Source organism: Pseudomonas sp. PSB11, assembly GCF_014596605.1.
Lineage (GTDB): Bacteria > Pseudomonadota > Gammaproteobacteria > Pseudomonadales > Pseudomonadaceae > Aquipseudomonas > Aquipseudomonas umsongensis.
Window position 1 is genome coordinate 89,516 of record NZ_NOIO01000019.1, and the last position, 22,201, is coordinate 111,716.

The 22,201-nt window shown below is 59.9% G+C and carries 22 protein-coding genes and 1 tRNA gene; 17 read left to right on the forward strand and 6 right to left on the reverse strand.

Going from position 1 to position 22,201, the window contains the following annotated elements:
• Positions 1-92 precede the first annotated feature (92 nt).
• Complete coding sequence (locus CGA21_RS20670; RefSeq protein WP_110753332.1) at positions 93-1,055, forward strand: FUSC family protein; 963 nt, start codon at positions 93-95, stop codon at positions 1,053-1,055.
• A gap of 6 nt (positions 1,056-1,061) precedes the next feature.
• Here CGA21_RS20670 and CGA21_RS20675 read toward each other — a convergent pair whose 3' ends face one another.
• Complete coding sequence (locus CGA21_RS20675) at positions 1,062-1,955, reverse strand: DMT family transporter (RefSeq protein ID WP_033045090.1); 894 nt, start codon at positions 1,953-1,955, stop codon at positions 1,062-1,064.
• A gap of 137 nt (positions 1,956-2,092) precedes the next feature.
• On the opposite strand from CGA21_RS20675, the gene CGA21_RS20680 reads away from it, so the two are divergent.
• Complete coding sequence (locus tag CGA21_RS20680) at positions 2,093-2,530, forward strand: Lrp/AsnC family transcriptional regulator (RefSeq protein WP_007987480.1); 438 nt, start codon at positions 2,093-2,095, stop codon at positions 2,528-2,530.
• A gap of 66 nt (positions 2,531-2,596) precedes the next feature.
• On the opposite strand, the gene CGA21_RS20685 is transcribed toward CGA21_RS20680, so the two are convergent.
• Positions 2,597-3,268, reverse strand: coding sequence for a Bax inhibitor-1/YccA family protein (locus CGA21_RS20685; RefSeq protein ID WP_110753333.1), 672 nt, complete (start codon positions 3,266-3,268; stop codon positions 2,597-2,599).
• A 123-nt stretch (positions 3,269-3,391) separates the two neighbouring features.
• Between CGA21_RS20685 and CGA21_RS20690 the strand changes: the two genes are divergently transcribed.
• The 4 genes from CGA21_RS20690 (at position 3,392) to CGA21_RS20705 (ending at position 6,778) form a co-directional block, all read left to right on the forward strand.
• Positions 3,392-3,479, forward strand: a tRNA-Ser gene (locus tag CGA21_RS20690).
• Between the two features lie 92 nt (positions 3,480-3,571).
• The gene (locus CGA21_RS20695; protein WP_188264931.1) at positions 3,572-4,237 is read left to right on the forward strand and encodes a GIN domain-containing protein; all 666 of its coding nucleotides are present in this window, start codon (positions 3,572-3,574) and stop codon (positions 4,235-4,237) included.
• A gap of 271 nt (positions 4,238-4,508) precedes the next feature.
• Positions 4,509-6,368 (forward strand): ABC transporter ATP-binding protein, encoded by a 1,860-nt coding sequence (locus CGA21_RS20700; RefSeq protein WP_110753426.1) that lies wholly within the window; start codon positions 4,509-4,511, stop codon positions 6,366-6,368.
• A 119-nt stretch (positions 6,369-6,487) separates the two neighbouring features.
• Positions 6,488-6,778: a hypothetical protein gene (locus CGA21_RS20705; RefSeq protein WP_110753428.1), complete on the forward strand. Its 291-nt coding sequence runs from the start codon at positions 6,488-6,490 to the stop codon at positions 6,776-6,778.
• A gap of 74 nt (positions 6,779-6,852) precedes the next feature.
• Here CGA21_RS20705 and CGA21_RS20710 read toward each other — a convergent pair whose 3' ends face one another.
• A complete protein-coding gene (locus CGA21_RS20710) occupies positions 6,853-7,203 on the reverse strand; it encodes a stress protein (protein ID WP_110753497.1) in 351 nt (116 codons plus the stop codon).
• Between the two features lie 260 nt (positions 7,204-7,463).
• On the opposite strand from CGA21_RS20710, the gene CGA21_RS20715 reads away from it, so the two are divergent.
• The 8 genes from CGA21_RS20715 (at position 7,464) to CGA21_RS20750 (ending at position 13,227) form a co-directional block, all read left to right on the forward strand.
• Positions 7,464-8,021: an ATP-dependent Clp protease proteolytic subunit gene (locus CGA21_RS20715; RefSeq protein ID WP_110753429.1), complete on the forward strand. Its 558-nt coding sequence runs from the start codon at positions 7,464-7,466 to the stop codon at positions 8,019-8,021.
• A gap of 81 nt (positions 8,022-8,102) precedes the next feature.
• Positions 8,103-8,450: a metalloregulator ArsR/SmtB family transcription factor gene (locus tag CGA21_RS20720; protein WP_110753431.1), complete on the forward strand. Its 348-nt coding sequence runs from the start codon at positions 8,103-8,105 to the stop codon at positions 8,448-8,450.
• A gap of 23 nt (positions 8,451-8,473) precedes the next feature.
• Positions 8,474-9,763, forward strand: a complete 1,290-nt coding sequence (locus tag CGA21_RS20725) for an arsenic transporter (RefSeq protein ID WP_188264932.1) — start codon at positions 8,474-8,476, stop codon at positions 9,761-9,763.
• A 29-nt stretch (positions 9,764-9,792) separates the two neighbouring features.
• A complete protein-coding gene (locus CGA21_RS20730) occupies positions 9,793-10,263 on the forward strand; it encodes an arsenate reductase ArsC (RefSeq protein WP_110753434.1) in 471 nt (156 codons plus the stop codon).
• A gap of 12 nt (positions 10,264-10,275) precedes the next feature.
• On the forward strand, positions 10,276-10,977 hold the full coding sequence (gene arsH / locus CGA21_RS20735; RefSeq protein WP_110753436.1) for an arsenical resistance protein ArsH: 702 nt from the start codon (positions 10,276-10,278) through the stop codon (positions 10,975-10,977).
• 89 nt (positions 10,978-11,066) lie between these two features.
• Positions 11,067-11,558: a GNAT family N-acetyltransferase gene (locus CGA21_RS20740; RefSeq protein WP_188264933.1), complete on the forward strand. Its 492-nt coding sequence runs from the start codon at positions 11,067-11,069 to the stop codon at positions 11,556-11,558.
• 627 nt (positions 11,559-12,185) lie between these two features.
• On the forward strand, positions 12,186-12,515 hold the full coding sequence (locus CGA21_RS20745) for a hypothetical protein (protein ID WP_020800065.1): 330 nt from the start codon (positions 12,186-12,188) through the stop codon (positions 12,513-12,515).
• A 58-nt stretch (positions 12,516-12,573) separates the two neighbouring features.
• On the forward strand, positions 12,574-13,227 hold the full coding sequence (locus tag CGA21_RS20750) for a carbonic anhydrase (RefSeq protein WP_188264934.1): 654 nt from the start codon (positions 12,574-12,576) through the stop codon (positions 13,225-13,227).
• A 42-nt stretch (positions 13,228-13,269) separates the two neighbouring features.
• Here the strand turns inward: CGA21_RS20750 and CGA21_RS20755 are convergent, their stop codons facing one another.
• Positions 13,270-14,772: an aldehyde dehydrogenase family protein gene (locus CGA21_RS20755; protein WP_110753444.1), complete on the reverse strand. Its 1,503-nt coding sequence runs from the start codon at positions 14,770-14,772 to the stop codon at positions 13,270-13,272.
• A gap of 165 nt (positions 14,773-14,937) precedes the next feature.
• Here CGA21_RS20755 and CGA21_RS20760 point away from each other — a divergent pair, with 165 nt between their 5' ends.
• Together CGA21_RS20760 and CGA21_RS20765 are read left to right on the forward strand one after the other, a co-directional pair.
• A complete protein-coding gene (locus CGA21_RS20760) occupies positions 14,938-15,729 on the forward strand; it encodes an N-acetylmuramidase domain-containing protein (protein ID WP_188264935.1) in 792 nt (263 codons plus the stop codon).
• A gap of 213 nt (positions 15,730-15,942) precedes the next feature.
• Positions 15,943-16,458: a DoxX family protein gene (locus tag CGA21_RS20765; RefSeq protein ID WP_188264936.1), complete on the forward strand. Its 516-nt coding sequence runs from the start codon at positions 15,943-15,945 to the stop codon at positions 16,456-16,458.
• A 48-nt stretch (positions 16,459-16,506) separates the two neighbouring features.
• Here CGA21_RS20765 and CGA21_RS20770 read toward each other — a convergent pair whose 3' ends face one another.
• On the reverse strand, positions 16,507-17,469 hold the full coding sequence (locus tag CGA21_RS20770; RefSeq protein WP_188264937.1) for a Nit6803 family nitrilase: 963 nt from the start codon (positions 17,467-17,469) through the stop codon (positions 16,507-16,509).
• A 94-nt stretch (positions 17,470-17,563) separates the two neighbouring features.
• Entirely contained in the window at positions 17,564-18,496 is a 933-nt protein-coding gene (locus CGA21_RS20775; RefSeq protein ID WP_188264938.1) for a GlxA family transcriptional regulator, read from the reverse strand.
• A gap of 203 nt (positions 18,497-18,699) precedes the next feature.
• Here CGA21_RS20775 and CGA21_RS20780 point away from each other — a divergent pair, with 203 nt between their 5' ends.
• A complete protein-coding gene (locus tag CGA21_RS20780; RefSeq protein WP_188264939.1) occupies positions 18,700-22,188 on the forward strand; it encodes a hypothetical protein in 3,489 nt (1,162 codons plus the stop codon).
• The last annotated feature ends 13 nt before the right edge of the window (positions 22,189-22,201 follow it).

The following is a 22,201-nucleotide window of genomic DNA, read 5'->3' on the forward strand; positions in this document are numbered from 1 at the left end:
TGAGCGCATCCACGGCTGTTCGCTTGCCACCGCTACTGCGCCGGTTACTGCGTCCGCTATTGGACCCGTACCAGCGCTATCGCCACGCGCGGATGATCCATGCCGTGCGCGTGTCGCTCGGGTTGCTGGCGACGATCCTGCTGACCACCGGCATCCACCTGCCCCACGGCGAGTGGGCCTCGGTGACGATGCTGGTGGTGATCGGCGGCTTGCAGCACCATGGCAACATCGGCAAGAAAGCGGCCGAACGGGCCATCGGCACTCTGGTCGGGGCGGCTATCGGCCTGATCCTGGTGGTGCAACAGTCCTGGCTCGGGATGCCGTGGCTGACCTATTTCGCCATGGCGGTGGTGTGCGGATTCTTCTCGTACCATGCCATCGGCAAAGGCGGATACACTGCGTTGCTGGCTGGCATAACCGTATTCATCGTCGCCGGGCATGGTGACAATCCGGTCACTGACGGGTTGTGGCGTGGGGTGGATATCCTGATCGGTATTGCCCTGGCCCTGGCATTTTCCTTCGCCCTGCCGCTCTATGCGGTCTATTCCTGGCGGTACAACCTGGCAGATGCCCTGCGTGACTGCGCGGCGGTCTACGGTCGCATCATCACCGGCCAATCGGTGACTGGCGACGAACACCTAAGGCTGATGGGGCGACTGAACACCGTGATGGTACAACTGCGCTCCCTGATGCCATCGGTGTCCAAGGAGGTGAAGATTTCCATGAACGAGCTCGATGCCATTCAACGTCAGCTGCGCCTGTGTGTCAGCACCCTTGAGATACTGGGCAATACCCGACCGGATGCCAGCGACCTGCAATCGGCCTTGAAGGCAGAGCATCGACTGATTCGCGTGCAACTGATGGCCATGGCCCGGGCGCTGAAATCCGGTGGCACCCACCGGCTGGAGCGCCCCGTGGCGCTACCGATGGTCAGGCTCGATGTGCCGGTCTACAACGCCCTGGACGGTTACCGATTGTTGACTGAGCAACTGCTTGCCAACATTGGCGAGATGCGCCAGCGACTGGCCAGGACGGCGCCGCGCTGGAACATCTGAAACACCTTACGAGGTAACGGTGCGCCGCAACTTCAAGCTCCAGCCCTGCTGCATGCCGGCCGCGGCCAGCAGGATCGCGGCCACTCCGATCCATTGCAGCGGTTCCAGGCGATGGCCGAAGGCAAACCAGTCGACGAAAATCGCCGCGATCGGGTAGATGAACGACAGCGCGCCGGTCAATGCCGTCGGCAGTTTCTGGATCGCGCCGTACAACAGCACGTACATCACGCCAGTGTGCACGATGCCCAAGGTGACGAGGCTGCCCCAGGCACTCGGCTCCTGCGGCAGGGCCGAAAAGTGCGCGAATGGTGCTAGCAGCAATACGCCGGTGCTGACCTGGACCAATGCAATCAGATGGGGTGGCGTACCGGTCAGGCGCTTGATGATCAACGCGGCAATCGCATAGAGGAACGCGGCGCCCAAGGCCAGAACGATACCTATCAAGTACTCGTTACCGCTCTCGCCCTCCCCGCCATGTGCGCTGACGATCGCCAGCATGCCGAGAAACGAAACGCCCAGCCAGGCCAGTTTCTGCAGGGTGATTTTCTCGTTGAGAAACACCGCCGCCAGCCCCACCAGCATGAACGGCTGGACGTTATAGACCGCCGTACCGATGGCTATCGAGGCCCGGGAATAAGAGGCGAACAACAACACCCAGTTGCCGACGATCGCCACACCGCTGAGCACCGCCAACAGGAAAGTGGTACGGGTGAGGATACCAGGGCGAAGAAAGCCGAACGCCGCACAAATCAGCAGCAGCGCACCGGCCCCGAACAGGCAGCGCCAGAACACCACGTCCAGCACCGGTTGCCCGGACACCAGCACGAACCAGCCGATGGTCCCGGAGATCAGCATGGCGGCGGTCATTTCGAACGAGCCGCGACGTATTGAGTTGTCCATCATCAGACTCCTGTGGTTGATGGGCAAAGTATGCCAATCGACCGGGGCGCTGCTCCAGCGCAAAAAGCAGGCTAAACTTCGAATTTGCCTTTTATGCGAAGGCGATTTTGCAAAACTGCCTAATAGAGGTTTTCGCCATGACCGATGACATCGACCAGGTGCTGATCACCGCCTTGATGGAGGACTCACGACGTTCGCTCAAGGCCCTGGCGCAAATCAGCGGCCTGTCCTCACCCAGCGTTGCCGAGCGCCTGCGGCGTCTCGAAGAGCGCGGTGTGCTCAAGGGCTATACCGTGGAAATCGACCCGAAATGCTTCGGTTATCAGCTGCAGGCCATCGTGCGCATTCGCCCGCTGCCCGGCCAGTTGCAGGAAGTGGAACGGCAGATCATGGCGATTCCCGAGTTCACCGAGTGCGACAAGGTCACCGGTGACGACTGCTTCATCGCCCGCCTGCATGTACGCTCGATGGAACAACTGGACACCCTGCTCGACCGCCTCAACACCCACGCCGAAACCAACACCGCCATCGTCAAGAAAACCCCGGTCAAGCGGCGCCTGCCACCAATGGCCTAGCCGCCGGTACTGCGCCGGGCATAAAAAAAACCCGCCGAAGCGGGTTTTTTCAATCATGGTAGGCGATCAATCATCGCGACCCATGATGCCAAACAGCTGCAACAAGCTGATGAACAGGTTGTAGATCGATACATACAGGCTGATGGTGGCCATGATGTAGTTGCGCTCGCCGCCGTGGATGATGGCGCTGGTCTGGAACAGGATGCAGACCGAGGAGAACAGCACGAAGCCCGCGCTGATCGCCAGTTGCAGGCCGCTGATCTGGAAGAAGAAGCTGGCAACCACCGCACCCAGCAACACGAAGAAACCCGCCGTGATGAAGCCACTGAGGAAACTCATGTCCTTGCGCGAGATCAGCACGTAGGCCGACAGGCCACCGAACACCAGGGCTGTCATGGCAAACGCCGAGCTAACCACTTCGGCGCCGCCCTGCATGCCCAGGTAACGGTTGAGGATCGGGCCCAGCAGGAAACCCATGAAACCGGTCAGGGCAAAAGCCGACACCAGGCCCCAGGCGGAATCACGAAGCTTGTTGGTGAGGAAGAAAAGGCCGTAGAAGCCGATCAGCACCACGAAAATGTTCGGGTAGCCGACACGCATCTGCTGGGCAACGTAAGCCATCACACCACTGAAGGCCAGCGTCAGTGCCAGCAAGCCGTATGTGTTGCGCAGGACGCGGCTAACCTCTAGCTGCTCAGCCTGCACGCTGTTATTCACTGCGTAATCCTGTTCGCGCATGGCGACACTCCTGTTGGTTTGAAACGTTCAGTCGCAAAGATCATAACAGACGCCCTGTAACAAGCTATGCAGAGAGTTTGACAGTGTGTTTCATTCAGGTATTATGGCGCCCGCAACACAAACGGAGGTGTGGCCGAGTGGTTTAAGGCAACGGTCTTGAAAACCGTCGACTGTAACAGGTCCATGAGTTCGAATCCCATCGCCTCCGCCATCTTTATACGACAAAGCCCTGATTATTCAGGGCTTTTTCGTTTCCGGGATTTGGATTTTCCTTTCGGTGCTTCTGTGAAACAAGGAGGTTGCATGAACAACATGGACACGATAAAGCTGATGCTTGCGCTGCTGGCGATCACGACCAGTGGTGTTGTACTGGCCGCAGAAAAAACCTTTGCGCTGACCGCATTCAACAGCGTTGAGGCCCGACAGGGTGTGAACCTGTCGATCAAATGCGCTGCAGCGTCATCAATGGTGGTCTCAGGCTCTGCCGATACGCTGAACAAGCTTCAAGTGACGTCAGACAATAAGGCGTTATTGCTGGTGAATGACGCAGCGGAAAACGTTCGCGTCGTCTCCCCTACCCTGGATATCACGCTATATACCAGCGCGCCACTGACGGGGCTGACGGGAAAAGCAGGGGTTAAAATCGTGGCACCTGCCTGTGCCGTCGATCCGTCCAGGTTGACGGTGGCAGGCAGCAGGGGCACTGACATCCAGATCGAGGGCAAGACGGGTGAACTGGTCCTTGACCTGGCGATGGGCAGCACCTTTAACAAAAAACCGTTGCCCTTCACTGCGGATGTGGCGAATGTGCGCATGAGCATGGGGGCGGCCTCATCCCTGTGCCATATCCCCCGGATCAACAGTAGCCTGTCTGCCGGCGCACGGATGTCTGTCAGTCCATCGGCTCAGGTCGACAACAGCGCCGCAGGCGCCTACGCCAGCGAAATTTCAACCTCCGAGTGTATGTAAACGACAGGAATGAACAGGCCACTCTCCGCTTGATGGAAAACGGGACGAATTGTTCCGTTTGTGGCCCCCCTGCCTTTACCTCCTTTTACACTCCTTTACACCCTTCACAGCCTTACATCTGTAAAAGTTCAACCGAGCGCTTTGGACGCGGGCCCCCTGCATCCCCCGGCACCGTTAGTCTGGCGGTGGCGGATACGACGCCTGCCCGCAAACCCTCAAAGCAGCCACTCAATGGCAAAATCCGCTTACCCAGATCATTTCGGAGATCACAATGCTTCGCGTGTTTGAACGAAGGCTCGATCCATTCCCTCCCGACGAAGCACCGCCGCCGCCTGTCGGCCTGATGCGGTTCCTGTGGGCCTGCACGCGCGGCGCCCGCGGTTACATCCTTCTGCTTGCGCTGCTCAGCGCCAGTGTGTCGATCTACGAAGCCTGGTTGTTTTCCTTTCTTGGGCAGGTCGTGGACCTGCTCTCGACCTGGCAGGCCGGTGGCGATGCGAACGGGCAGGAAAGTTCTGTGCTGTGGGGTATCGCGATAGTGTTGCTCACCAGCATTGGGCTGGTGGCGCTTCGTACCATGGTGCAGCACCAGATATTGGCCATCAACCTGCCATTGCGGCTGCGCTGGGACTTCCATCGGCTGATGCTGCGGCAAAGCCTTTCGTTCTTTTCCGATGAGTTCTCCGGTCGGGTCACTACCAAGGTGATGCAGACTGCACTGGGCGTGCGCGAAGTCTTGTTCACCCTCATCGAAATCGCGCCCGGCATTGGCGTTTATTTCATTGCGATCATCGCACTGGCCGGCGGCTTCGCCCTGAAACTCATGCTGCCTTTTATTGCCTGGGTCGCGTTGTTCGGGCTGGCCATGCTGTACTTTGTGCCGCGCCTGGGGCGAGTCGGGCAGGAACAGGCCCATGCGCGATCGTCGATGACGGGGCGTATTTCAGATGCCTACAGCAACATCACCACCGTGAAACTGTTCTCGCACTCCAATCGTGAAGCACATTTTGCGCGCGCGGCGATGGAGGACTTCAAGCAAACCGGCTTCCGCCAGATGCGCCTGGTCAGCCAGTTCGAGATCGTCAACCAGGCGCTGGTGGTGATGTTGATCATGGCCGCTGGCGGCTATGCCCTGTGGCTCTGGCACCAGGGCGAGGTCGGCGCGGGAGCGGTGGCGGCAATCACGGCCATGGCGTTGCGGATCAATGGCATGTCGCACTGGATCATGTGGCAAATGGCTTCGCTGTTCGAAAGCATCGGCACCGTGCAGGATGGCATGGCAACCCTGACCCGTGGCCCCAAGGTGCAGGATGCACCGAACGCTGGCGTACTGGTGCCCTCTGGCGGCGCGGTGACCTTTGACAACGTGAGTTTCAACTACAACGGTGAACGCCAGGTGCTCGACGGATTGAGCCTGACCATCCACCCAGGCGAAAAAATCGGCCTGGTGGGCCGTTCCGGCGCAGGCAAATCGACGCTGATCAATCTGCTGCTGCGCTTCTATGACGTCGACAGCGGTGAGATTCGCATCGACGGGCAAAACATCGCTCAGGTGACACAAGACAGTCTGCGCGCCGCTATCGGCATGGTCACCCAGGACACGTCCCTGCTGCACCGCTCGATTCGCGACAACATCGCCTACGGTCGCCCGGACGCGACCGACGCCCAGGTGCGCAGTGCCGCGATCAATGCCCAAGCCGACGGGTTCATCAGCCAACTGAGCGATCGGCAAGGCCATAGTGGTTATGACACCCTGGTGGGTGAGCGCGGCATCAAGCTCTCGGGCGGCCAGCGCCAACGCATTGCCATCGCCCGGGTGATGCTCAAGAACGCCCCGATCCTGCTATTGGACGAGGCCACCAGTGCCCTGGACTCTGAAGTCGAGGTCGCCATCCAGGAAAGCCTCGATGAAATGATGCAGGGCAAGACCGTCATCGCCATCGCGCACCGGTTGTCGACGATTGCGGCCATGGATCGGCTCATCGTCATGGACGAGGGACGCATCATCGAGCAGGGTACCCATGCGCAATTGCTGGCAAAAAACGGCACCTACGCGCGGCTGTGGCAGCATCAAAGTGGCGGCTTCCTGGGAGAGGATCAGGGGGTGGCTGAGGCGATGGATCAGGCGTGAGAGTGAATGGCGAGAGCGAACGCCGCCGATGGTCGTAGCATCTCGCTTGCCAACGGCCCGTGGCTAAGCTTAATGAATCGGGGTGAATTGAAACCTGGGGGCTCCCAAAGGAGACGACCATGTATGCAGTGATAAGAACCTACCTGGGTACAGGAGCCAAGCAACTTTTCGACCTGTTGGAACAGCGCCAGACCGACGTTGAAGCGCTCCTGCGGACAGTGCCTGGCCTCGTCAGCTACACACTGCTCAATACGGGCGATGGAGGTACGTCAGTGACTGTTTGTACGGACAAGGCCGGCAGCGATGCGAGCTTGAAAGTTGCACGCGAATGGATTCAGCAAAATGCATCGAATATCCACGCGAACCCGCCGATCGTGACGGAAGGCCCGGTGATTGTTCAGATCAATTAGCGCGTCCTTGCGACTGATCTCAACCCTATCAAATCAAGCCCCGAAAAAATCGGGGCTTGATGAGTCAGACCGCATCAGGGTTTGCGTCCTCCACCACCGCTCATCCCGTCTTCCTTGCGTCCCATATCAGACTTATCGCGATCATCGGCAACATTGCCGCCGCGTCCGCTTCCTTGCCCGGTGCTGGAAGATTGGTCAGTCCTGTTGCCCTGTTGTCCACCTGAAGCCTGGCCACCTTTTTGGCCTGGCTTGGTCATGTTTTCCTTGTCGTCGGCAAATTCGCCGCCGCGATTGCCTTGCCCGCCTCCGGACATGCGATCGTTATCGCGCGATTGTTGCCCGCCGGAAGCCTGACCGCCTTTTTTACCGGCTTCATTGGTCTTGTCCCAGTCGCTGCCGGGATTTTTATTTCCTGTATTGGCCATTTTCATTCACCTCTGCATCGTTAGTACGAGCTTGGGCCCGTATACGTCGGAGGACTCACAAAACAGAAAGTTTGAATCGAATTATCGGACTTGCGACGAGTGGATCGGGGCATTTGGTTCAATCGCAATTGCGCTGATTCGATGGATGGCGAGCGTCGGATAGAGCGGCAGTCTGCGAGGGTTTCAAGATCAACTGCTTGATGTTTACTAGACTTGATAACGCGTGGAAGTCCTCCAGGCATCATCCAGGTAGTCTATCGATGACTGAACATATCGTGCATTTTCATTGCCAGATCGATCAGGGAACCACTGAGCGCTTCCGGGACTGTTGCCTCGAAGCCATCGATGAAGGCGCCACCTCCCTGCTCCTCAATCTGTCTACGAGCGGCGGTAGCACCAACTTCGGCTTCACCCTCTATACGTTCCTGAAGTCACTGCCGGTACCGCTGTGTGCAATCAACGCCGGCAACATCGAATCCATGGGCATCATCATGTTCCTGGCGGCAGGCCGGCGGATCACCTCCCCTCACTCACGCTTCCTGATCCACCCGATGAACTGGTACTTCAGCCAGAAATCGGTCGACCACCAGCGCCTGCGCGAATACCTGTCGAGCCTTGATAACGACCTTGCGCGTTACGTGCAGATTTTCTCCCTCGAAACGGCTGAGGCAGAGACCAAGCTCGACATTTTCCATTGCCTTTCGGCGGAAGAAAAAGTCATCGCTGCACACGAATCCCTGGCCTATGGCATTGCTCACGAGATGAAGCAGATGATGTTCGCTGACGATGTCAAACATTGGAAAGTCAGTGGTGGATGAAGCGGGTGCAATGGTTCTTAACTTGCTTAATACATACGGATATCCGTATATTTGATTATCCATATGTAATAGGCATGCCCGATGATCACACCTCCCGAGGTATTCAAGAGCCTGGCCGACGAGACGCGCGCCCGCGCCACCCTGCTGATCGCCCACCAGGGTGAACTGTGTGTCTGCGAGCTGATGTGCGCCCTGAACGACAGCCAGCCAAAGATCAGCCGCCATCTCGCGCAATTGCGCAGCAGCGGACTGCTGCTCGATCGCCGCCAGGGGCAGTGGGTTTATTACCGTCTCAATCCGCAACTTCCCCCCTGGGTGCACGAGATGTTGCAGGTCACCTTGCAGGCCAATTGCGATTGGCTCCAGAGCAACGCTTCGCGCCTGCAGAACATGGACGGGCGTCCCGTGCGCGATGCTGCCTGTTGCTGAACCCCTGATCGAGTGAGTTTTCAATGCTGGTCGCCGCTTCTGTTTTTGTCTTCACCCTCATTCTGGTCATCTGGCAACCCAAGGGGCTTGGCGTCGGCTGGAGTGCCTCTGCCGGTGCGCTGATCGCGTTGGCGGTGGGTGCAGTGTCGCTGCAGGATATTCCCACGGTGTGGGCCATCGTCTGGAACGCCACCGCTACCTTCATCGCCATCATCATTATCAGCCTGTTGCTCGATGAAGCCGGTTTCTTCAAATGGGCTGCTTTGCATGTGGCCCGCTGGGCGCAAGGCAATGGCTACCGGTTGTTCGCCTTTTGCGTGCTGTTGGGTGCGGCGGTCTCGGCGTTGTTTGCCAATGACGGCGCAGCGCTGATCCTGACGCCCATTGTCATGTCCATGCTGCTGGCGCTACGTTTTTCGCCCGCCGCGACCCTGGCCTTCGTGATGGCCGCCGGGTTCATCGCCGATACCGCCAGCCTGCCGTTGGTGGTGTCTAACCTTGTGAACATCGTTTCCGCCGATTACTTCAAGCTGGGCTTCGCCGAGTACGCCTGGGTGATGGTGCCGGTGAACCTGGTGAGCGTCGCCGCCACCTTGCTGATGCTTTTCCTGTACTTCCGTCGGGACTTGCCACCGCGCTATTCAGTCGAGGCATTGCAGACGCCGGCAACGGCGATTCACGATCCCGCCACCTTCTTCGTGGGTGGGTGGATTCTGCTTGTCCTGCTGGTCGGCCTGTTTGTGCTGGAGCCGCTGGGGATACCCATCAGCGCGGTCGCGGCGGCCTGTGCGGCGATCCTGTTCGCGGTGGCGGCGAAGGGTCACCGGATCTCCACCCGGCGCGTGTTGCGTGACGCACCCTGGCACGTCGTGGTGTTCTCGCTGGGCATGTACCTGGTGGTGTATGGCCTGAAGAACGCGGGGCTGACCGATTCACTGACCCATGTGCTCGACCGCCTGGCCGAACAGGGTCTGTGGAGCGCCACCCTGGGCACCGGCCTGCTGTCCGCAATGCTGTCCTCGGTGATGAACAACATGCCCAGCGTGCTGATCGGCGCCCTGTCGATCCAGGCCAGCGGCGCGGACGGGCTGATTCGCGAGGCGATGATTTACGCCAACATCATCGGCTGCGACCTCGGCCCGAAGATTACCCCCATCGGCAGTCTCGCCACCCTCCTCTGGCTGCACGTGCTCGAGCGCAAGGACATGCGCATCACGTGGGGCTACTACTTCAAGGTCGGCATCGTGCTGACCCTGCCGATTCTGTTGATCACCCTCTCTGCCCTGGCATTACGCCTGAGCCTGAGTCATTGATGTCCGCCCCGAGCGGCAGGAGCAATCCCATGCGAGTCCTGTTCATGTGCACGGCCAACAGCTGCCGCAGCATTCTCTCAGAAGCCATGTTCAATCACTTGGCGCCGGATGGATTCGAAGCGGTCAGTTCCGGAAGCTTCCCCAAGGGCCAGGTGCTGCCACGCAGTCTCGCCACCCTGCAGCAAGCGGGTATTTGCATCGACGGCTTGAGCAGCAAGGGCAATGACGCGTTCGAGGGCAACTTGCCGGATATCGTCATTACCGTGTGCGACAAGGCCGCGGGCGAATCCTGCCCGGTGTATTTCGGCCAGGCAGTGAAAGCTCACTGGGGCCTGGAGGATCCCTCCGATGTCGTGGGCGATGAAGCAGCCGTCGATGCCGCCTTCCGCGCCACCCTGGCGCGCATCGAGCAACGTTGCAAAGCCTTCCTGGCCCTGCCCTTCAATACCCTCGGCCGCGATGAACTCAAGCGCGAGCTGGATCGAATCGGCTCTATTTGAGCAGGAGTACCTATGTCAGACCCACTTCCCAATCTTGATCACACACTGTTCGACGGTACGCAGATTCCGAACCGGCCCAGTGATCACAAGCCACGCATCCTGCTGTTGTACGGCTCGACCCGCGAACGCTCGTTCAGCCGCCTGCTGGTCGAAGAAGCCGCGCGCCTGCTGGAGCATTTCGGCGCAGAGACACGCATCTTCAATCCGTCCGGTTTGCCGCTGCCCGACGATGCTCCTGCCGCCCATCCCAAGGTCCAGGAGCTGCGCGAACTGATGCAGTGGTCCGAAGGCCAGGTCTGGTGTTCGCCGGAACGCCATGGCGCGATGTCGGCCGTGTTCAAGGCGCAGATCGACTGGGTTCCCCTGGAACTCGGTGCCGTTCGTCCCACCCAGGGCAAGACGCTTGCAGTGATGCAGGTGTGTGGCGGCTCGCAGTCGTTCAACGTGGTCAATCAGCTTCGTGTGCTGGGGCGCTGGATGCGCATGTTCACCATCCCCAACCAGTCCTCGGTGCCGAAGGCCTTCACGGAGTTCGATGAGGCGGGAAGGATGAAGCCGTCGGCTTACTACGACCGAGTGGTCGACGTGATGGAAGAACTGGTGAAATTCACCCTGCTGCTGCGTGACCGTCAAGCGTTCCTGGTGGATCGCTACTCTGAACGCAAAGAGACCGCAGATCAGCTCATGGCTCGGGTCAATCAGCGCTCCCTCTGAGGTCGGCAGCGCCACCCCTTTGCCCGCTTAACTGAAAGGCTTCGGCCATAATGACCTGTCAGGCACAGCCATTGGCGGGAACCTTTCAGATGATCTCGATTGAACTGCACGCGGCCCAACGCGACGAACTGCAGACCATTGAAAACCTGATGCAGTTCTACACCTATGACTTCAGCGAGTGGGTGCCGCTGAAGCTGGGTGAGCATGGCTTTTTCAATATCCTGCCCCTCTCGGACTACTGGCGACAACCCGCGACCCAGGCATTTCTGATCCGGGTCGACGGGGAGTTGGCCGGGTTCGTCACCGTGGATGACGAAATCCACGTGCCCGATGCCCGCTTCAACATCGGTTATCTGTTCGTCAGTCGGGGTTTCCGTGGCCAGGGCGTCGCCAGGTTTGTCGTGTCCACCCTGTTGAACCGACTCCCCGGTCGATGGCAAATTTTCCATGTCGAGGCGAACCAGCCGGCACGGCTGTTCTGGGCTGCAGTGATTCCTGAGGTGGCGCAAGACCGATTCAGCGCTCATCCACTGTACATCCAGGGGTTGCCGTGCACTGTTTACTGTTTTGAAAAAGCGTAAGGCCCCTGTCCCTGTAGGAGCGAGCATGCTCGCGAAAAACCTCAGGGCACCGCGGGGTGTCAGGCTCCCCGCGTCATCGTTGACCTCCATCGCGAGCATGCTCGCTCCTACACGGGGTAGACCCCGTCTAATTCCAAATCAGCTTTGTCAGACAATATGTAGTGACTATAAATATTCACTACAAAACCGTTGACGCCTTCGATTTGCCCTTGCATGATGCAGACATCTCCCCGATCGGGAGTACTGGCAACACGCTTGAGCAAGCTCGTCTGACCGCCGAGCTGTTTTTTCCGGATACACGCTGCCCACAAGGCAGATTGAAGAAGCTGACCTGGCCTGAACGTCCAGTACAAGGGCGAGAAGCGCTGGCGATCCATCCTCATGATGCTTGTGGCCGACCCTGAAAACGTCGGCAGGGGCCAAAGGTTATCGCCGCTTCTCTTCGTTGTGACGCTATTGCGTAGCAGTTATTCAACACGACTACATGCAACAGACGCGGGACCCCGTCGATTTCGACGGACGACTGCTGACGTCCTGGTTTCGGTGCCAGGGATCAACTAACCGATGGGCTACATGTATTAGCGAATCAACTTTGAAAGATCACCAAATGGTCAAGGGGGCTTTATCATGAATCTGAACAATCAACCGACTATCGAAGAACTGGCTCGCATGTTCGCGGCGCAAAAAGACAGCCATGACAGCCATATCCTGTGGATCAGCAAATCGGGCCAGGTGCATATCGACTGCCTGTCGCCACATGCCCATGAAGCGGAGTTCGACCAGAACAACCAGAACCTGCTGGCCCGACTGAAAATGTACCGTCGCGGCCATGGCTATGTTGGCAAGAAGGCCGCTGCCGACAAGGACTTCATCGGTAATGTCCTGCAAACGCTGAAACAGGCCTGGGACTCGCTGCAGGGCCAGAACGAAGTTCGGGTGATTGACCGATTCTACTGATTAGTTAGAACCTCAATACAAGTAAGGGCCTGCTCCCGATAAGAGCAGGCCCTTTTTAATGCCCGGTATTCCAGATCACCATGGCACTAATGTAGTCTTTCCGCAACGCAACGACCTGTTCAAACACCTGGCCACCACACAACATCCCGGCACCTTGTTCATCACCTGTTCCGACAGCCGCGTCGTACCGGAACTGCTGACCCAGCAAGAACCCGGTGAGCTGTTCGTCATCCGGAACGCCGGCAACATCGTGCCCTCCTACAGCCCTCATCCGGGCGGCGTGTCAGCCACGGTGGAGTACGCGGTCGCCGTGCTCGGCGTGACCGACATCGTGATCTGCGGGCATTCCGACTGCGGCGCGATGACAGCGGTGGCCAAGTGCAAATGCATGGACCACCTGCCCGCCGTCAGCGGCTGGTTGCAACACGCCGAGTCGGCAAAGGTGATCAACGAATCCCGGCCCCATGCGGATGAAGCGGCCAAGGTCAGTTCGATGGTGCGCGAGAACGTCATCGCGCAACTGGCGAACATCCAGACTCACCCGAGTGTGCGCCTGGCCCAGGAAAAAGGCCTGTTGAACCTGCATGGCTGGGTGTATGACATCGAGACCGGCTCGATCGATGCGCTGGATGCCGGTAGCCGCACGTTCGTGTCGCTGGCCGAGCACCCGACGACCTGCGCCGTGCATGGCAAAGCCGTCGAAGCCGCCTGAGCTTGACCGCAGCGACCGCCCAGGCAGCCACTGCGCCAGATGTCAGCGTTTGACCGACAGATCGACCTGGGTCATGCGACTGCGAATGGTAAACACGCCATCGCCCGAAAGAATTGCACTGCGCGCAAACAGCCGCCCGCTCTCCCAGTTCGACAGGCCCAGCTCCGGCTTGTTGAGTGCGTACTGACCATCGACCCAACGGGTGATCCCGTTGCCGACAAAAGGCGCGTTGACCGCGTTGTAGAAACGCTCCTGGGTCGCCGCGGCTTCACTGAGCAGCGACACGGTGAACTGCGGGCTGTAGCGATTGAACAAGGCGATGGCGCTGTCCAGGTCGTCGACGATCTTCAGGCTGACTTCGGGGGTTTCTTCCCACTCCCACTCGCGACCCAGCTGATCTTCCGGCAACGCTTCGGCCAGTGCTTCGGTGCGGTAGCCTTCGGCGCGGTAGACCTCGACGCTGGCGGTTTGCCAATCCGCTGGCAGGAACGCTTCGCTGCCTTCCACGATGTGCAACTTGCAGCCCTGCCCGCGTGCCTTGCCGGCCTGTTGCAGCGCATCGAGAAACAGCGGCACCAGGTCAGCGGCGCGGTCGCGCTGGATAAGGCAGACGTTCAGGGTGTTGCAGACCTTGCGGTCCAGGGAGTTGCGCACCACAGCGGCGAAGCGCGTGGCATCGGCGTCAATATCGGCGATCAACCAGGCACCACCGGTGCCATGGAGGCTGACGGCGGTGCCGGCCTGTTGCGCGATGCTGCCCAATTGACTGACGGCGCGCCCCGAACCACGCGCCACGGCCAGGGACAGACGGCGGTCGGCGAACATCGCCCACCCGGCGGCGTGATTGACGCTTTCCACCAACGACACCGCACCGGTTGGTAATCCGGTGGCGTTCAATGCCGGGTTCAATGCGTGAGTGACGATGGCCTGGGCCGTGCCCAACGCGTCGCTGCCTATGCGCAGCACCGCGGTGTTACCGGTGCGCAACACACCGGCGGCATCGGCGAAGACATTAGGCCTGCCCTCGAAGACGAACGCGACGATGCCCAGCGGCGAGACCACCTGTTCGACTTTCCAGCCGTCGTGCTCAACGCAACTGATCACTTTGCCGCGGGTGGCCGACGCATCGCGCCAGGCGCGCAGGCCGGCAATCATGTCGCGACGCATGCGCTCATCGGCCAGCAAACGCGTGGTCGAGCGGCCACGAGCCTTGGCCCGTTCGATGTCGGCCAGGTTTGCGGCCTCGATCAAGGCCCAGCATTCAGGCGTCTCCAGGCGTTGGGCAAACTCATCGAAAAAGGCGCTGATGGCCTGGTCCGACACTGTCGACAGCGCCTTGAACGCCGCTTCGGCACGTTCGATCGCCACCGCTGCCGCTTGCTGGTCAGCCACCGGAATCAGCAACAGTTCGCCGCTGACCTGCTCCACCAACAGGTGGTCACCGGGCGCAAAGCGTGCCGCCAGTTCGGGGCTGACCACAGTGACACGATTACCGGCAAAAGGGATCGGCGTGCCAGCGACTAGACGTTCGAGCGCAAGAGACATGAAGCGGTATCACCATGCAATGGGCGGGCAGAAAATGTATAGCAAAAGCCGCCAAGCGTCATCCGCCACAGCCCTGCGCCGATGATCGCAAACCCGCCGGTGCCGGATTGGCCCACCTACGCTTAAAGCGTACCCCCCGCGTTTGCTGTTTCGAAGGAGGCCGTCATGAGCAACGAATTCAGAAGCCATGGCGCAGCCCTTGACGACGAAGGTCTGGAAAATGCCCTGGACCTGGCCAAAGTCAGCGCTGCACAACTGTGGGCTGTTCTGGCAGTAGAAACCTCCGGCAACGGATTCTTTTCCGATCGCCGTCCGAAGATCCTTTTCGAGCGTCACGTCTTCAGCCGCTTGACCCACCAGGCGTTTGACGCACAACACCCCGAAATCAGCGGCAAAAGCGCTGGCAACTATGGTGCGTCGGGGGACCACCAGTACGACCGGCTCAACCAGGCGATCGAGCTTGACCGCAATGCGGCGTTGCAAAGCACGTCCTGGGGGCTGGGCCAGATCATGGGGTTCAACTTCGCCTCCACCGGTTCTGCAGACGTCGAGTCGATGGTCAAGCGCATGGTCCTGTCCGAGAACGAACAACTGTTGTGTACGGTCGGCACGTTGATCGGTGGCGGTTCCATCGCCGCGCTACGGGCCAAGGATTGGGCGAACTTCGCCCGTCGTTACAACGGCCCCAACTACGCCATCAACAACTACGATGTGCGGCTCAGTGCCGCGTATCAGAAGTTTTCTTACGGCGGAACGCCCGACCTGAGGATTCGCACCGCGCAAACCTACCTGACGTACCTGGGCTGGCACCCCGGCACGATTGACGGCATTGTCGGCAAACAGACCCGGGATGCGATGAACCTGTATCAGGCCAAAGAAGGCCTGGAGCTGACCACGGTGCTCAATGACGAGACGCTGGAGCATCTGCGCAGCCGGGTTCTGGCAATGCCGCTCTGACTTGATGCCCACAAAGGTCCCTGTGGGAGCAAGCCCGCTCCCACATTTAAATGCATTCGAACTGAACGTATCAAAGTGTGTACAGCCCCGCCCCTGACACACCAGGCCTTCAAATTCCCGTGCCAGCGACATACCGCAGATACACCCGGTTGATGACATACCTCTCAACGGACACACCCCGGTCCGACATCCCTGTCTTGAAGGAGATCAACCATGAACGCCACTATTTCATCGGCCGTGAAAGGCCTGCACCTGAACCTTGACCGTGCCGGCAGCTGGATCGCGCCACTGTCCTTGCGGGTGTTCCTCGCCTGGGAATTCTTCGAGTCGGGCCTGGAAAAATTCAATGGCGAAAACTGGTTCGCCGACATCCAGGACCGCTTCCTGTTCCCGTTCAACCACCTGCCGGCCACGCTGAATTGGGAACTGTCGATGTGGGTCGAGCTGATCTGCGCGCTCGCCCTGCTGGTGGGCCTGGCCACACGTTTCTCGGCGATCAGCCTGATCGTGGTGACCATCGTCGCGACCGCCGCGGTGCACTGGCCGGCAGACTGGTCGACCTTGAGCGAACTGGCCCAGGGTTACTCCATCAGCAACAAAGGCTTTGGTAACTTCAAGTTGCCGCTGATTTATCTCGCCGCCCTTGTGCCGTTGCTGCTTTGCGGACCGGGCAAGCTCAGTCTCGATGCCTTGCTGGCCCGGATTTTCTGGCGCCGCAACCAGCACTGAAACAACGCCGTATTGCCTTACCGCCTTACTGTAGGAGCGAGCATGCTCCTACAGTGGATCTACCTTCTCCACTGTCTCCGGATGCGCACCGCGCTCATGCACATGGGCATGCGGGGTGCGGTCGATCAGCAGGCTGAGCAGTTCCGGACGGCTGTAGTGGCCACGCGAATCCATCATGCGCTTGCGCTTGTCGATCAGGCTCATGTCGAGGTCGACGATCACCTCGCCTTCACCCTCGGTCAACGCACCCAGTACCACGCCATCCGGGCTGATGATCGCGGTGTAGCAACCGCCGGAAATCGGCCCGATCGGGCAGCCGGTGTCAGCCATTATCTGCGCCTGTTGCTCAGGGCTGAGCCAGGCGGTGGAGTTGACCACGAAGCACGCCGCTTCCAGTGCATGCTGGCGGATGCTGACTTCCATTTGCGAGGTGAACAGGGGACCTGCAAACGAGCCGGGGTACATCGAGGCGTGGATCTGTTCGCCATCGGCCATCAAGGCGTAACGGGCCAGCGGGTTGTAATGTTCCCAGCACGCCAATTGGCCGATGCGCCCCACCGCGCTGTCGGTGGCGCGCAGGCCGGAACCGTCGCCCATGCCCCAGATCATGCGCTCATGGTAGGTCGGGGAGATCTTGCGGCGGCTCTGGATCAGTGTGCCGTCGGCGTCGAACAACAATTGGGTGTTGTACAAGGTACCGCCATCCCGTTCGTTGACACCGATGGACACGACCATGCCGGCCTCTCGGGCGGCGGCGCCAATGGCATCGGTCGCCGCCGACGGTACCGTCACGGCCTGGTCCAGCAGCTTGAGATGTTCGGCGCCCATGGCAAAGGGCGCCTGGACGAAGGAGAAATAGGGGTAGTACGGCACGACGGTTTCGGGAAACACGGCGAACTGCACGCCCTGCTCACCCAGCTCGAGAATTTTCTCGACGACTTTGTTGACGGTGCCTTCACGGCTGTAGAGCACGGGGCTGATTTGTACGGCGGCGGCTTTGACAAAGGTCATGGCGGCGATCTCATTGAGGAAATGGGTTCAACGAGATAAATATTACGAAAATAATATTGTGACCTGAATGTCGTATACACCACCTTTTAGGACATCAACCCCGATTGGCCCGCTGAATCATCTGGGGCGGTTGCCCGAAAGCTCGCAGGAAAGCCCGGCGCATTCGCTCCCTGTCACCAAAGCCGGTTTCGGTCGCCACCACATCGATCGAGTGCCGGCCGGTTTCCATCATCAACCGCGCGGCCTCCACCCTCAGGCTTTCGATAGCCTTGGCCGGCGATTGCCCGGTTTCGGCATTGAATACTCGGCTGAATTGTCGCGGGCTGAGATTGGCGGCGTTGGCCAGTTCCTCAACCGACAAACCGGACTTCAGGTTCTGCTTGGCGTACGTCAATGCTGCCTGGATGCGATCGGTCCTGGGCTGCAACTCCAGCATGACCGAAAACTGCGACTGCCCGCCTGCCCGGCGGTGATACACCACCAACTGCCGGGCGACCCGTCGCGCGACTTCCGCGCCCAGATCGATTTCCACCAGGGCCAGTGCCAGATCGACACACGCGCTCATGCCGGCGGCGGTCCAGATATTTCCATCGTTGATAAAAATCCGGTCTTCCTCAACCTTCACCTTCGGAAACGCCCGCTGCAACGACGCCGCATGACACCAGTGGGTGGTTGCTCGCCGACCATCGAGCAAACCGGCTTCGGCCAGGGCAATGGCACCGGTGCAGATAGAACCCAGGCGGCAGGTGCCATGGCTGGCATGGCGCAAAAAGTCCACCAGCCCTTTCGACGGCGGGCGAATCAAGTTATCGCCCATGACCAACAGCGTATCGAACGAACACTGGTCAAACGGCTTGGTCTCCACAGCGAATCCTGCGGAGGTTTGCACCATTCCGCCGTGTTCGGACACCAGGACAATGCTGTACACCGGTTCATCGGTCGCACTGTTGGCCAGTTCGAATGTGGCACACATGGCCAGGCCCAGGACCTGGAAACCGGGGTAAACGATGAGTCCGACGTGATGCATGGTGTTCGTCCAGAATGACCTTAAATGAGGCATGACCGGTTATTCAGCCAGAGCATCGCACTGTACACCTGCCGCCGTAGTGCGGGTGAATAGCCGATCGGCGGCAATTCGGTCAGACAATCGTTCATTCAGGCCATGCCCCTTCATTTATTGGGTCTATAAATAACAGTACACGGTTGGCCGCAAACAAAGAGGCGCAGGCCATGGACAGCAAGGATTCGGGCACAAATCTGGCCTTCTGGTTGCCAGGCAGTGCAGTCATCCTGAGTCTGGTGGTATCGATGTTCGCCCTCACCCGCGAACCCTTCCTGGAGCCGCGCCCCGTCGGTGCCCAGTTCCAGGCACAACTGCCCATCGAGGCCCGGTTGTGGCAGGACCCTTTCGACGCGGTGGAGCGTTATCGGAAGAAGCTTGCCGACAGCAAGAACCCGGACGCCGAGAACGTTTGCAGCCCCGACCTCTCGCCCCTGAGCGCAGGACAATCGGCGCCCGACATCATGGTCGCGCTGGTCGAGGGGGGGCCCTATGCCGATGAAGTCGAACGACGCCGGCGCATTCGCTATGCCTTGCTGGCCGGGTTCAAGAATTCCCATCGGGTGCCGGATCAGGAGCAGTACATCCACTGCCTGAAGCTGGCCGCCAACTTGTCACTCGAGGCGCCGCAAAAAAACGCTTTCGTCGATACGCCCTACGAAGTGTTCGTGTCCAATCCGTTCGATCCACCGCAGGCGCTTGAAGGCAAGCCCGCACCGTCCGACCGAACGATCGTGTTCTGGCTGAAACAGGACGCGCTCGGCTCAATGCCGCTGCAACAGCTCGAAACGCTTCGTGACAGCCTGAACAGAAAAGTCGCCATGGCCTGCACGCCAGCACCTTGCATCGAACCCTCGGCCAATGCCGTCTTGAAGGTCATAGGGCCCTCGACCTCGACCGTGCTGCGCGACATGTTCCAGGACCAGGACATCGGCAAGGCCTCGCCAAACATCGAAATCTATTCGCCGCTGGCCACGGCCGACAACGAGACACTGGATCGCGGCTACCAGAAGCTGTCGCCACCGCTGGCCAACCGCGAGCCGATGAAGCTGCTGCGCACCGTCAGCGACGATGGCACCATGACCCAACTGATGCTTGAAGAACTGAAGCTGCGCCGCGTCGACCCGGCCGCCGGCGTGCGTTGCAGCGAAGGCAAACTGAGCCGGATCGGCTCACCCTGCACCGGCAATCTTCGCCGCAGCGCCAACCGCATCGCGTTGATTTCCGAATGGGACAGTTTCTACAGCCGCGCCCTGATCGAAAGCTTCAAGCTGCAGGTGGCCAGAGACGCCCGACTCGGCGACGGGGAAAACCATAAGGGTACCGTCGACCAGTGGATCTTGCGCTTCAGTTACTTGCGCGGGCTCGACGGGCGCCTGCCGGAAGAATCAGCGAGCACCGATAAAACCGCCAGCTCCGATGCCAGCAAAAACGTCCGCGGCGCATCCGCCATCGACCTCAGCCCGCTGGAGAAATCCGACGGCAACTCCCAGCTCGATTATCTGCGACGCCTCGCCGACCACATCGCCAGCGAAGACGCGGCCTATCGACGCGATGGCGAAAGCGGCATCGGCGCCATCGGCATCCTGGGTGTCGATGCCTACGACAAGCTATTGGTGCTGCAGGCCCTCAAGAGCCGAATGCCCTACAAACTGTACTTCTCCACCGACCTTGACGCGCGCATGCTGCAACGGGGCCAGGCGCAAACCACGCGCAACCTGATCCTCGCCGCACCCTATGGCCTGACGCTGACCCGCGCCCTGCAACAGGACGTGCCGCCATTTCGCGACAGCCTGCAAAGTGCCGTGTTCATCTCGGTACTGGCGGCCTTGGCGCCGCAATCCTTTGATGCCAAGCGCGCGAAATTCGACTATTCCAAATCGGAGCTGCTCTCGCCGGGCATCTACGAAGTGGGTATCAGTGGCTTCATTCCCCTGGCTACGCGACTGGGCGCCTCGCGCCCGACCAGTTGCCAGGCGCCCACCCAAGCCCAATCGGAGCGCGGTGTACTGCCCCACGATCTGATGGCGTTGCGCTGCCTGCAAGATCCCTCGCCGCCGCCCTACCCTGAGCCCTCCCAGGCACTGCGCGAGCGTTTCAAACACAGCCAATCGTTCTTTTGGGCCGGACCTTTGACACTCACCCTGCTGAGCATCGCTGCGTTCATCCTCTGGTGGCGCATCGAGGGCCCCCAGGACGAACACGACACGCGCCTGGCGTGGGTGCGCGGCGTACCTATTACGCTGTTCATGGTAGCGGCGGCCTGCGCCTTCATTGCCACGCGCTACTGGCATGCGGAATTCCTGTGGTTCACCTTCGTGCTGGTGCTGCTGGGCATCCTGTCGTCGAACCTGCTCCGTCGCTCCACGCGGCGATTGGCACTGACCCAGGACGCGACGTCGAGTGTGACCCCAGGTTCATATGATGCCTGGGCGTGGTACATCGTGGTCCCGCTGGTGGTGTTCATCCTCGCGTTGATGCTGGCGTACCAGATGCGCAGCACCTTGACCGACAACGGCCTGGGCGAGCCGATGTTCCTGCTCGAAGGCATCAGCGCCTGGCCGACCGTAGCATTACGCCTGCTGGCCGTGCTGATCTCACTCTCGGCGTTGACCTGGGGGTGGCGCAAGCTGCGCATCAATCGCGCGGAGATCGAAAGTGCCTTCCATCTGCGCCTGCACATGCGCAAATACCAGACCACCCTGTGGGGCCAGGTACAGCGATTGATCCGCCGCGGTAAAGACTGGAGCCTGCGCCGCTGGTGCAATGAGCTGGGCCATTGGCTGCTGCTGATTTTCTTCCCGCTGATGAGTGCCAACGAAGACTGGTCGAAGTCCTGCGCGGCCGCCCAGGCCCGCTGCACGGACGGACGCAAGATGATCGTCATTGCGCGCTTCTGGGGTGAGCACTGCATCTGTGGTTCATTCGGTGCCCGCCTGTTGCGAGCGTTACTCGCTACCTGGGCCTACGTCGTGGTCACCAGCGTGTTGTTCGTGATCTGGCCGATGGAAGGCACGCCCGTGCGCGGTGCATCGGACTGGTGGATGTTGAACTGGCTGGTTCCGACGCTGACGTTCCAGGTGCTGGTGTTCTGGGTCATGGATGCCAACCTGTTGCTGACGCGCTTCATCCGTCATCTGAGCGAGCACCATGCGATCTGGCCAGGGACGTTGCAGGCCGAACACAAGAAAATATTCGGCATGCTCAAGCATCCCTGCATCGACGAGTGGGTGGATCTGCAACTGATCGCCAAGCGTACGTCGGCGGTCAATCGGCTGATCTACGCACCGACCGTGGTGCTGTTGATCCTGCTGGCCTCGCGCAGCAGCCTGTTCGACAACTGGCCAACGCCTCCGGGGCTGATGATTTCCTACCTGCTGACCGCGTTGCTGTTGCTCGGCTCTGCGCTCACCCTGCGCCGAGCCGCGGAAAAGGCCCGCACGGTGGCCTTGCAACGAATCGACGCCTATCTGCTGGAAACACCGGAATCGACGCCGGGCTATGCCAAGTTCAAGATGATCCGCGAGCGGGTTGCCACGCTCAACACCGGCTCGTTCTCGCGCTACTCCGAGGATCCGTTGATTCGTTCACTGCTGCTGTCACTGACCGGTATCGGCGGCTCGGCGATTGTTGATGCGTTGAATTATGCGAAGTTTTAATCAATTGCTGCGG

Bases quoted from the DNA above. Each gene is read 5' to 3' on its own strand.
- CGA21_RS20750 (WP_188264934.1), top strand. From the start codon at position 12,574: ATGCCCGGTATTCCAGATCACCATGGCACTAATGTAGTCTTTCCGCAA.
- CGA21_RS20675 (WP_033045090.1), bottom strand. From the start codon at position 1,955: ATGGACAACTCAATACGTCGCGGCTCGTTCGAAATGACCGCCGCCATG.
- CGA21_RS20770 (WP_188264937.1), bottom strand. From the start codon at position 17,469: ATGACCTTTGTCAAAGCCGCCGCCGTACAAATCAGCCCCGTGCTCTAC.
- CGA21_RS20715 (WP_110753429.1), top strand. From the start codon at position 7,464: ATGACTGAACATATCGTGCATTTTCATTGCCAGATCGATCAGGGAACC.
- CGA21_RS20680 (WP_007987480.1), top strand. From the start codon at position 2,093: ATGACCGATGACATCGACCAGGTGCTGATCACCGCCTTGATGGAGGAC.
- CGA21_RS20670 (WP_110753332.1), top strand. From the start codon at position 93: ATGATCCATGCCGTGCGCGTGTCGCTCGGGTTGCTGGCGACGATCCTG.
- CGA21_RS20695 (WP_188264931.1), top strand. From the start codon at position 3,572: ATGAACAACATGGACACGATAAAGCTGATGCTTGCGCTGCTGGCGATC.
- CGA21_RS20740 (WP_188264933.1), top strand. From the start codon at position 11,067: ATGATCTCGATTGAACTGCACGCGGCCCAACGCGACGAACTGCAGACC.
- arsH (WP_110753436.1), top strand. From the start codon at position 10,276: ATGTCAGACCCACTTCCCAATCTTGATCACACACTGTTCGACGGTACG.
- CGA21_RS20700 (WP_110753426.1), top strand. From the start codon at position 4,509: ATGCTTCGCGTGTTTGAACGAAGGCTCGATCCATTCCCTCCCGACGAA.
- CGA21_RS20765 (WP_188264936.1), top strand. From the start codon at position 15,943: ATGAACGCCACTATTTCATCGGCCGTGAAAGGCCTGCACCTGAACCTT.
- CGA21_RS20725 (WP_188264932.1), top strand. From the start codon at position 8,474: ATGCTGGTCGCCGCTTCTGTTTTTGTCTTCACCCTCATTCTGGTCATC.
- CGA21_RS20755 (WP_110753444.1), bottom strand. From the start codon at position 14,772: ATGTCTCTTGCGCTCGAACGTCTAGTCGCTGGCACGCCGATCCCTTTT.
- CGA21_RS20705 (WP_110753428.1), top strand. From the start codon at position 6,488: ATGTATGCAGTGATAAGAACCTACCTGGGTACAGGAGCCAAGCAACTT.
- CGA21_RS20760 (WP_188264935.1), top strand. From the start codon at position 14,938: ATGAGCAACGAATTCAGAAGCCATGGCGCAGCCCTTGACGACGAAGGT.
- CGA21_RS20685 (WP_110753333.1), bottom strand. From the start codon at position 3,268: ATGCGCGAACAGGATTACGCAGTGAATAACAGCGTGCAGGCTGAGCAG.
- CGA21_RS20730 (WP_110753434.1), top strand. From the start codon at position 9,793: ATGCGAGTCCTGTTCATGTGCACGGCCAACAGCTGCCGCAGCATTCTC.
- CGA21_RS20775 (WP_188264938.1), bottom strand. From the start codon at position 18,496: ATGCATCACGTCGGACTCATCGTTTACCCCGGTTTCCAGGTCCTGGGC.
- CGA21_RS20720 (WP_110753431.1), top strand. From the start codon at position 8,103: ATGATCACACCTCCCGAGGTATTCAAGAGCCTGGCCGACGAGACGCGC.
- CGA21_RS20745 (WP_020800065.1), top strand. From the start codon at position 12,186: ATGAATCTGAACAATCAACCGACTATCGAAGAACTGGCTCGCATGTTC.
- CGA21_RS20780 (WP_188264939.1), top strand. From the start codon at position 18,700: ATGGACAGCAAGGATTCGGGCACAAATCTGGCCTTCTGGTTGCCAGGC.
- CGA21_RS20710 (WP_110753497.1), bottom strand. From the start codon at position 7,203: ATGGCCAATACAGGAAATAAAAATCCCGGCAGCGACTGGGACAAGACC.